Source organism: Ferrimonas senticii DSM 18821 (genome assembly GCF_000422665.1).
Classification (GTDB): Bacteria; Pseudomonadota; Gammaproteobacteria; order Enterobacterales; family Shewanellaceae; genus Ferrimonas; species Ferrimonas senticii.
Map to the genome: position 1 here is coordinate 331,220 of NZ_KE383898.1, position 10,608 is coordinate 341,827.

At 54.5% G+C, this 10,608-nt stretch carries 6 protein-coding genes; 4 read left to right on the plus strand and 2 right to left on the minus strand.

Annotation, left to right across the window (positions count from 1 at the left end; all coding sequences use genetic code 11):
- Window positions 1-252: 252 nt before the first annotated feature.
- Window positions 253-2,754: a VolA/Pla-1 family phospholipase gene (locus G506_RS0114690; protein ID WP_028117522.1), complete on the plus strand. Its 2,502-nt coding sequence runs from the start codon at window positions 253-255 to the stop codon at window positions 2,752-2,754.
- Window positions 2,755-2,853: 99 nt separating this feature from the next.
- Window positions 2,854-3,873 (plus strand): protease SohB, encoded by a 1,020-nt coding sequence (sohB, locus tag G506_RS0114695; RefSeq protein WP_028117523.1) that lies wholly within the window; start codon window positions 2,854-2,856, stop codon window positions 3,871-3,873.
- A 70-nt stretch (window positions 3,874-3,943) separates the two neighbouring features.
- Here sohB and G506_RS0114700 read toward each other — a convergent pair whose 3' ends face one another.
- Window positions 3,944-5,239, minus strand: a complete 1,296-nt coding sequence (locus G506_RS0114700; protein ID WP_028117524.1) for a dicarboxylate/amino acid:cation symporter — start codon at window positions 5,237-5,239, stop codon at window positions 3,944-3,946.
- A gap of 167 nt (window positions 5,240-5,406) precedes the next feature.
- The gene (gene astB / locus G506_RS0114705; RefSeq protein WP_035387382.1) at window positions 5,407-6,741 is read right to left on the minus strand and encodes an N-succinylarginine dihydrolase; all 1,335 of its coding nucleotides are present in this window, start codon (window positions 6,739-6,741) and stop codon (window positions 5,407-5,409) included.
- Between the two features lie 368 nt (window positions 6,742-7,109).
- On the opposite strand from astB, the gene topA reads away from it, so the two are divergent.
- Both topA and imuA read left to right on the plus strand, forming a co-directional pair.
- The gene (gene topA, locus G506_RS0114710; RefSeq protein WP_028117526.1) at window positions 7,110-9,767 is read left to right on the plus strand and encodes a type I DNA topoisomerase; all 2,658 of its coding nucleotides are present in this window, start codon (window positions 7,110-7,112) and stop codon (window positions 9,765-9,767) included.
- A gap of 148 nt (window positions 9,768-9,915) precedes the next feature.
- A complete protein-coding gene (imuA, locus tag G506_RS19875; RefSeq protein WP_169628116.1) occupies window positions 9,916-10,602 on the plus strand; it encodes a translesion DNA synthesis-associated protein ImuA in 687 nt (228 codons plus the stop codon).
- The last annotated feature ends 6 nt before the right edge of the window (window positions 10,603-10,608 follow it).

Sequence of the window (10,608 nt, forward strand, 5' to 3'; positions counted from 1 at the left end):
CTTACTTCTTGGATAACTAATTGAATTGCCAATACTTGGCGGCATTTGTAACGGCTGTTTTAAACGGACGACTGATTATTTTGTCGATAATGACTTGAAATGGTCGTCATTTTTGATGCACAAATGTAGCAAGCGGGTGGCTAATGCGTTAATTTTTTTAACAAAGCGCCGTTAGCAACCGTCGCTTTGCCTGCCCACCATTGTGCCAATGGAAGGCAAAAAAATAAAAGTAAAGATAACTGGGGAGTAACAATGAAACGACTGATATTGACCGCGGCGGTGGCTTCCGCACTCGGCCTTACGGGGTGCGGCGGTGGTGACAGCCAGTCTGATTACCTCGCCGAAGAGCAGCAACGCGATCCCGTGGCGCCAATCGCGCGAATCCAATTCGATCCTGCCGCAGGCAAAGTGCCGGTTCCTAATGATCTGTTATTCCTTGGAACGCCTGATGGCACCCTTAATTTTCCAACAGAAGCCAGTGGCTCTGAAGCGCAAACCAAACTGTTGGCGGAGCTGGCGCCACTAACCGATATCTACCGTGACCCACAGACCGCTATTGGCGCGCTTGGGGGGTGGTCAACCACCTCACCAATCTCCATCAATGTTGACCTGCTTGAAGGTGCGGCAGGGCTTGATACCAGCAGTGCCGAAGCCCCAGGGGCAGTGCGCCTATTTGAGGTGACCTTGGAAGGGGCACTAACCACCGATGCCGCTTGTGCTGCCGGTGAGTCACTGCATATTTGTGAAGTCGGTGATGAGCTGCAATACGGCACCGACTTTGCGGTCAGTGCTTCGACAGATAGCATTGCGATTGTGCCAATCAAACCGCTGAAACCGAAAAGCTCGTACGTTTATGTCACCACCACCAGTATCCGTGATACCGACGGGGCCACGGTTAAAGGGTCACTCAGTTTCGATACCTTGCGTTTGGATTTGCCGGGTCTTACCCCAGAGCAGCAGTCGTTGAAGGCCATTTTGGATGATTACATCGCTGATCTTGCCGCCGCCCACAGTGTCGACAGCGACAGCGTCACTTATGCTGGCAGCTTTACCACCCAATCCATTCAAGACAGCGTCGTCACCGTTAGCCAGTTGATGGCCGATGGTCTAAGCGAAACCCCACAGCGGGCTATCTCGCCGCTGTTTAGCCCGGTTTGGCAGCAACTGCCAACTGACATCGGCGTGAACGTGGCGCAGGCATTGTCATTGCCTGTGAGTTCGGATCCAAGTTATCTGCTGGCTGCGGCGACCGATATCTATCGCGCTAATTTGCAATTGCCTTACTACTTGCCGTCGCCAACGCTGGCGGATGCCCCGTTAGAGGGTAATGCGCCTGCGGTGAATGGCCGTTGGCAAGCCTTTGGTGACAGTCCACTAGCGGTACTGCAGGCGGTGCAAACTGGCGCATTGCTGCAGGAAAACTTTGCGACTCAAGCGGCTGCCCAAGGTATCGATCCTATCAGCGCCATCAGTGCGCCAGCGTCGCTGGTTGGCGCCAGCTTTACTCTCGATAACGGTGAGCCGGCGGATCCAACTCGTCACATCAGTCGCTTCAACCCAGTGCCAATGCCGCAATCGACCGCAGATGTTGCGGTTCAGATCACCGTACCCACCAACGTGGCTAAGCCGGCTACTGGCTGGCCGGTGGCGATCACCATGCACGGCTTAGGCGGCACCAAGGAAACTACCTTACCGCTGGCAGGCGCTTACACTTCGCAGGGGATCGCGACCATTTCGATTGATATGCCATTGCATGGCGAGCGTGGTTTTGCCCGAATCGGTGGCGGCGAAGGCCCCTTTGCTTACAGTGCCACCAACCCGGCGTTTGGTGACGAATATGTCAACGGCAGCCCACTGTTATTTGTCAAAATCGACAGCGGCCTCACCAATCGTGACAACTTTCGCCAAGCGATCGTTGATCACCTAGGTCTGCGTTTGGCGCTATCGGCATTAACCGCGGCACAGGTTGGTGGCGGTGGTGAGCCGATGTTTGATATGACTAAGGTAAGCCTGCAAGGTCTGAGCCTTGGCGCCATTGTTGGTACCTCTGTGACGGCTTACGCCAACAGTTGGGACAGCGCCGCGTTTGGGCCAAATCCGTACGCTTTGACTAATGCCTCGTTGGTTGCCCCTGCCGGAGGCTTGGCCGGATCATTTGCCGGCTCAGCCAGCTTTGGACCGGTGCTGATGCAAAGTTTGGTCGGGCAAATTCAACCGGCCTGTTTAGATCCGATGACCGGTGCAATTGTTGAGACCGAGGCCTGCGCCGCCGTGGTTGCGGCCATTGAAGCTGATGTGATCCCAGAATTTGCATTGGCCTCGCAAACCGCGGTGGATGCCATTGACCCACTAAACCATGCAGCCATGCTGGCGGCTACCGCGACCCCGGTGCACCTGATTGAGATCGTTGGTGATGACATGTTGCCAGGGGATCTGGTGTTGCCAAACAGCGTTGCAGGCTTCCCGTTGTCTGGTACCGAGCCGCTGATTGCCAACCTTGGCTTAGCTGCAGTGACGGAAACTCAAATGGATGCCGCTGGGGTTAGTGGCGCGGTGCGCTTTAGCAAAGGCCACCACAGCTCTGTGGCAAGCCCACTGGTTCCGGCAGAGCTGACAGGGATACTTAGCCCTGCAGATGCACTGGCGGCGACGGTGGAGATGCAAACACAGGTTGTCGGTCACGCGGCCTCACAAGGCGGTGTGTTGCCTGTGACCAACGGTTGTGTGATTCAGGGCGGTAGCTGCGAAGAGTAATTCGCCCTGTTAAAAACCGTAGATAATTCAAGGCCCAGCAGTTGCTGGGTCTTTTTGTTTGATAGACTGTAGCAAACCTAAAAGCTGAGGAAGTGAAGTTTGGAGTTCCTGTTTGAGTATGGCTTGTTTCTGGCCAAAATCGTTACCGTGGTGGTGGCGTTAGCGGTACTGGTGGTGATTGCTGCGGCCGCAGGCAAGAGTGGCGCTAAAAATAAGGGCAGTCTGAAGCTTATCGATTTAACGGATACCTTTGAGGGCTACAAAGCGCAGTTACAGCAATACCTGCTGTCGGACGACGAACTCAAAGCGTTGGCTAAGGAAGAGAAAGCTAAAGCAAAGCAGCAAGCCAAAGAGAGTAAAGGTCAAGCGCGCCAAGGGCGCTTGTTTGTGATCGATTTTAAAGCTGGCATCGATGCGGCGCAGGTAGCGAACTTGCGCGAAGAGATCAGTGCGCTGTTAACGGTCGCCGATAAAGATAAAGATGAGCTGCTGGTTAAAGTTGAAAGCGGTGGTGGTATGGTGCACGCCTATGGTTTGGCTGCCAGTCAGCTAGATCGCGTCCGTCAGGCGCAGATCCCGATGACCATTGCCGTTGATAAGGTGGCAGCCAGTGGCGGTTATATGATGGCCTGTGTGGCCAACAAGGTGATTGCCGCGCCGTTTGCGATTGTTGGCTCTATTGGGGTGATTGCCCAGTTACCCAACTTTAATAAAGTGCTGAAGAAAAACGACATCGAGTTTGAGATGCACACCGCCGGTGACTTTAAACGCACCATTACCATGTTCGGCGAAAACACCGACGAAGGGCGGGAAAAATTTAAACAAGAGTTGGAGCACACTCACCAGCTGTTTAAGTCTTTTGTCAGCCGTTATCGCCCAGAGCTCGATATCGCCACTGTCGCCACCGGTGAGCATTGGTTCGGTCAGCAGGCGTTGGAACTCGGTTTAGTTGATGAACTGGCGACATCGGATGATTTCTTAATGCGTGCCGACAAGCCGATTGTGCAACTGCAATATCAGCAGAAGCAGAACTTGGCACAAAAGCTGGGCCGTGGTGCCGAAGCCGTGGTCGAACGCAGTATGTTGAAACTGTCGGAACTGGCCAATCGCAGTCACTAATAACTATCAGTTTAAATAAAAGAGCCAACTCATTGAGTTGGCTCTTTTTTATTGCGTAAGCGCGGGGGTATTAGTGAACGTGGTCGATCGCTTTATCCAAAGCATCGGGGTCGTGAAACACCTCGAGATCCAATTCTCGCTCACTTTTAGCGACAATCAGCGATACTGCGGTATCACCGGTCACGTTGACGGCGGTACGAACCATATCCAATAAGCGGTCGACCCCAAGGATTAAGGCGATCCCTGCAACCGGCAAACCAACCTGTTCCAGCACCATCGCTAGCATCACCAAGCCAACGCCGGGCACCCCTGCGGTGCCGATTGAAGCCAAGGTGGCGGTTACGATCACCATCAACAGATCGCCAAAGGTTAAATCGATGGCAAACACCTGGGCGATAAACACCGTAGCAACCCCTTGCATAATGGCGGTGCCGTCCATGTTGATAGTAGCTCCCAGCGGCAGACTGAAAGAGCTGACGCGATTGCCCACGCCAAGGTTCTGGCTGGCGTTTTCCATGGTCACTGGCAAGGTTGCCGCAGAGCTAGCAGTAGAGAATGCGAACATCTGCACGCTGCCCATCTTCTTTAAAAAGACTAAAGGGTTAAGACCACTTAGGCTGATTAACAACAGCGGATAAACCAGCAACGCATGGAGGATTAGTACCCCCAACACCAAGAAGAAGTATTTTAGTACTGAACCGAAAGCGGCGATATCAAGGGTCAGTGCCATCTTGGCGATCAGCGCGAACACCCCATAGGGGGCGAACCACATCACGATGTTGACCAAGTTCATCATCACCCGATCCATCTCATCAAAGAAGGCGCGTACCGTTGCCGCTTTGTCTCCGAGCTGCGCGATGCAGTAACCGAGCAAAATGGCAAAGACGATGATCTGTAGCATGTTGCCATTGGCTAATGCGGCCATTGGGTTTCGCGGGATCAGATCGATTAGTACATCGGAAAGGCCAGGAGCGGTTTTGGCTTCAAAGCCAGCGGCAGACGCAGCCATCAGCGGATCACCAGGCTGCAGCAAGGTGGCGGCCAACAGTGCCAGACTGATGGCGATGGCGGTGGTGATCAGGTACAGCAACACCGTTTTACCGCCGATACGACCAAGGGTTGAAGGATCCGACAAACTGGCGGTGCCGCACACCAAAGACACCAATACCAATGGCACCACCAGCATCCGCAGCGCGGAAACAAACATACTGCCGACCACTTCAAATAGACCTTCAGTGAAGTAATCGGTCAACCAACCGGCATCGCCGACGGCAGTGCGTAGGGCCAAACCGGTCAGGATCCCAACAACCATACCGATCAGAATCTTGCCGGTTAAGCCAATTTTCCCATTAGCGTTGTGACTCATTCCATTATCCTTAACGGTGTTATCATTATTTTAACAACTGCAGCGTAGCAGGAAGCGCCGACGGCAAAAAGAGTGCCGTGGTCAGCGGCGCGACTTTGTTGCAATTGAATGCCAATGTTGCGGTCAGCAAAATGAAACTATTTTGCCAAGGTAATTTGCCGCTAAAGCTAGCGCTGGAACGGGTAGATGCTGCCCAGATGCAGCAGCTGTGTTAATTCATCCAACGCCTGTTGGCTTTCGTTAAGCAGTGCAACGTCGCGTAGATCATCAAAGCTGATGCGGTCGCGGTAGTGCTTATCAACCCAAGCCGATAGCCGCTGATGCTGGGCACGATCGATTAAGCAGTGCGGATTCACCGCCGCCAACTCCGCCGCCGAAAGCGTGACCCGAAGGCGCAAACAGGCCGGGCCGCCACCATTTTGCATGCTCTGTTTGACATCAAAGTAGTGCACCTGTTTGATCGGCTGCTGGCGGTCAGTTAGGGTCGCCAGATACGCCGCCACTTGCGGTTGCTCTAAACATTCAGTTGGGGCAATTAGCGCCATCTCGCCGCTGGGCAAGGTCAGGATCTGGGTGTTAAACAGATAGCTTTTAACCGCCTGTTCGATGCTGACCTCGGCGGTGGCCACTTCCAAGATATGCAGTTCTGCGTCGCCAAAGGCACGGCGGATGTCGTTCAATGCTTGTGGTTGGTTTAGGAATGCCTGCTGATGACAAAACAGCATGTTGTGGTTGCCCACCGCTATCACGTCGTTATGGAACACCCCTTGGTCGATGACTTCAGGATTTTGCTGAATAAACAGGGTGTGGCGGGGGTTTAACTGGTGCAGACGGGCTACCGCTTGGCTGGCCTCTAAGGTCTGTCTGGCAGGATAGCGCTGCGGCGCGACTTGGCCGTTATTGATCGCGCTTTTGCCATAAACAAACAGTTGCAGCCCTTGCTCGCCATAGCTTGAACACAAGCGCGTGTGGTTGGCGGCGCCCTCATCACCAAGGCTGTCGTGACTTGGCAGGGCATCATGGTGGACAAAATAGTGCGGGTCATTAAATACCGCCGCCAGAGTGCGACTGGTCTGTGGATGTTCAATCGCACGATGCAACTTATTCACCAGATTAGCTGGGGTAAAGTGCACTTTATTATCTAAGCTATCTGCACTTGGCGAGACTGTGGCGGCGTTGGCACTCCACATGCTGCTGGCGGAATAACACGCGCTTAGCAACTGCGGAGCTTGGCGATGCGCTTGCTCCAGCACTTTGGCGTCGCTGCCGGTAAAACCCAGTTGTCGTAAGGTGGTCAGATCCGGCCGCGATTGCGGCGCCAGTACCCCTTGCACCATGCCCAGTTCAGTCAGTGCCAGCATCTTATCTAAGCCTTGCTTGGCGGCGGCTTTAGGATTGGATGCCACGCTGGCGTTGTGCTGTGATGCCAAATTGCCGAGCGACAATCCGGCGTAGTTGTGGCTGGGCCCGACTAGGCCGTCAAAGTTGGCTTCCAGATGCATGCCATCCCTCCTGTGGATATTGCCGGCGAGTGACCTCATGTCGTCGCGCTGTGGTCTGGTAATTGGGGCGCGTTAGCGGTGAAACGGCTGGCTAACTGGCCCCAGTATACGGTGCAAAAATCGCGCCTCAAGAGGCCGGATTGTCCGTCAGTTGCAACAAATGCATAACTATTGCTTGCATGTCTAAGATTGTTGCATTAGTAGTTTGTGGAATCGCGATTTCAGTCGTGAATTTATTTTTTATTGCACAAAAATCGGCTAAGTGTTTGCTTTATCAGGGGGCTAGGGTTGCAACTGAGCGATACTCCCTCTATATATGGAGCCAATTTTTCTTGCCAAAACGCGTTCAATAAGGTTCAAGCCACCCGATGGGAAAATCTTTGGTAATCGTGGAATCGCCCGCAAAGGCGAAAACCATCAACAAATATCTCGGCAAAAACTATGTGGTGAAGTCCTCCGTTGGCCACATCCGTGACTTGCCTACCTCCTCTGCTCAGGCCAATGGCCGTACCGCTGCGGCCAAGACTGCGGCGGAAGTGCGCAAAATGGCACCTGAAGAGAAAGCCAAGTATAAGCAGGAGCGTGATTACCAAGCCTTGATCAGCCGCATGGGGATCAACCCTAAAGCGGATTGGGCGGCGAACTACCAAGTGCTGCCGGGCAAAGAGAAAGTAGTGAAAGAGCTGCAATCTCTGGCCGAAGACGCCGACACCATCTACCTGGCAACGGATTTGGACCGCGAAGGGGAAGCGATCGCATGGCACCTGCAAGAGGTGATCGGTGGCGAACCGGAGCGGTTCCGTCGAGTGGTGTTTAACGAAATCACCAAAACCGCCATTCAAGAGGCGTTTGCCAAACCGCTGCACTTGAATATTGACCGCGTTAATGCCCAGCAGACCCGTCGTTTCCTCGATCGGGTGGTGGGTTTTACCGTCTCGCCACTGCTGTGGAAGAAACTGGCCCGTGGCCTTTCTGCTGGCCGGGTGCAATCGGTGGCGGTGCGTTTGATTGTTGAGCGCGAGCGTGAAATTCGCGCGTTCGTACCGGAAGAGTTCTGGGATATCCACGCTGACTTAAGCGCTGCTTCTGGCACGGCGCTGCGGATGGAGGTGGCGCGTCATCAAGGCGAAACCCTAAAGCTTGGCAACAAAGCCGATACCGATGCGGTGCTAAAAGCGCTGCAAGGCGCGGCGTTCAATGTTACCAAACGCGAAGATAAGCCAAGCTCCAGCAAGCCTTCGGCACCGTATATCACCTCCACTTTGCAGCAGGCGGCCAGTACCCGTCTGGGCTTTGGGGTGAAAAAAACCATGACCTTGGCACAGCGTCTGTACGAAGCCGGTCACATCACCTATATGCGTACCGATTCGACCAACCTAAGCAACGAGGCGGTGGAAGCGGTACGTGGTTACATTGGCGGTGAGTTTGGCGAAAACTACCTGCCAAAAGATCCAATTCGTTATGGCTCGAAAGAGGGCGCTCAAGAGGCGCACGAAGCGATTCGTCCATCCGATGTTACCGTTAAATCCTCCAGCCTGACGGCGATGGAGCGTGACGCCCAGCGTTTGTATGAGCTGATCTGGCGCCAGTTCGTGGCCTGTCAGATGGTGCCAGCGAAGTACGACTCCACCACGGTAACCGTGACTGCCGGCGCCTATGAGCTGAAAGCCAAAGGCCGAATCATGGTATTTGACGGTTGGACCAAAGTGCAGCCGCCAATGGGCCGTAAAGGCGAAGAGGACACCACCTTGCCACCGGTGCAAGTGGGCGAAACTCTGAACCTGAAATCGCTAGAGCCAAAACAGCACTTCACCAAACCGGTGGCGCGCTTTAACGAAGCCTCTTTGGTAAAAGAGCTGGAAAAGCGTGGCATTGGCCGTCCATCGACCTACGCGGCGATCATCGGCACCATCCAAGATCGTGGCTACGTTCGGGTAGAAAACCGTCGCTTCTTTACCGAGAAGATGGGCGAGATCGTCACCGATCGCTTGGTGGATAATTTCGATGAGCTGATGAGCTACGACTTTACCGCTGGCATGGAAGTGACCTTGGATAAAATTGCCCAAGGTTCACTGAGCTGGAAGAGCGTGCTGGATGAGTTCTACGACGACTTAACCGCCCACATCAGCAAAGCGGAACTGGATGAGCTTGAGGGCGGTATGCGCCCGAACCAGATGGTGGAAACCGACATTCCGTGTCCGACCTGTGGCCGCAACATGGGCATTCGTACCGCCACCACTGGGGTGTTCTTAGGCTGTAGCGGTTATAACCTGCCGCCAAAAGAGCGCTGCAAAACCACCATCAACCTGACCGCCGGTGATGAAGCGGAAGCGGTGACCACCGACGATCAAGAAGCGGAAGCGCTGATCACCATGCGTCGCTGCGGCAAGTGCGGCAGCACCATGGACAGCTACTTGGTTGATGAAACTCGTAAGCTGTACGTGTGTGGTAACAACCCAAGCTGCGATGGCTACGAAGTCGAGCAGGGCAGCTTTAAGCTTAAAGGCTACGACGGCCCGCTGATTGAGTGTGATCGTTGCGGCTCTGATATGGAGCTTAAAGATGGCCGCTTTGGTAAGTACTTTGCCTGTACTGCAAGCAAAGATCCGGAGTGTAAAAACACCCGTAAGCTTCTGAAAAACGGCGAAGTAGCGCCGCCGAAAGAAGATCCAGTAGCGCTGCCAGAACTGCCATGCGCGAAATCGGATGCGCACTTTATCCTGCGTGATGGCGCCGCCGGTCTGTTCCTTGCTGCCAGCACCTTCCCGAAGAGCCGTGAAACCCGCGCGCCGCTGGTGGCTGAACTAAAACGGTTCCGCGATCGCATCTCGCCAAAATTCTACTATCTAGCGGATGCGCCAGAGCAAGACGAAGATGGCAACTTCTACCAAGTGAAGTTCAGCCGTAAGACCAAAGAGCAATACGTTGCCACTGAGGTTGACGGCAAGGCCACCGGTTGGATCGCCAAATACAGCGGTGGCAACTGGGTCGAAGAACAAACCAAGAAGAGCAAAGCCAAGAAGTAAGACTTAGCTTAGCTAACTAAGATCCCCAGCAACTGTGGTTGCTGGGGATTTTTTGTTTGCGGCGGCCACAGTTCGGATCCATTGGCGTCTGTCTTGAAATTAAATATACTGTATTTATATACAGTATATTTTTTAGATGGCAGACAGCATGGCTTCAGCAATTAACCCGCTATTGCAGCGTAACGACATCTGGCTTGGTAAACAGTGGCAACAGGGCGCCGTCGGGATCGCCACCGGCTTTGCCGCGCTCGACAAGCAGCTAGCCGGGCAAGGCTGGCCGCAAGTGGGCGTGGTCGAGTTGATTGGTGACACCTTAGGGGTGGCAGCACTGCTGCAGCCGCTGCTTAATCGTCAGCAGCAGCCGGATCGCTGGCAACTGTGTGTGGCACCACCGGCGGCGCCTAATGGCGCCGGTTGGGCGCAAGCGGGGATCGATCTGTCGCGGCTGTTGTGGGTGGACACCCCTTGTCGTAAAGAGCAACTGTGGAGCATCGAGCACAGCTTAAGCTCTGGTCGTTGCAGTGTCGTGTTGGCGTGGCTGACGGAGCTCTCCGCTGGCGAAGCGCGACGATTGCAATTGGCGGCGCAGCAGGGGCAGTGCCTGTTGTTGTTGCATCTGCCCAAGGCAGCGCTTGCCCAAGCGCATGGGGTTAGCTTGCGTCTGCAAGTGACGCCAAGCCCACAAGGCTGTGTGGTGCAACTGTTAAAACAACGTGGCGGTTGGCCGCAGGCACCACTGGCCCTACCGTTACCGGGGCGGCCAGATCCATCCTCGGATCCGTCCTCAGGTGCGGCAGCGGTGGTGGCTGGACCGTGGTTGGCACAGGCGCAGTAAGCAAGG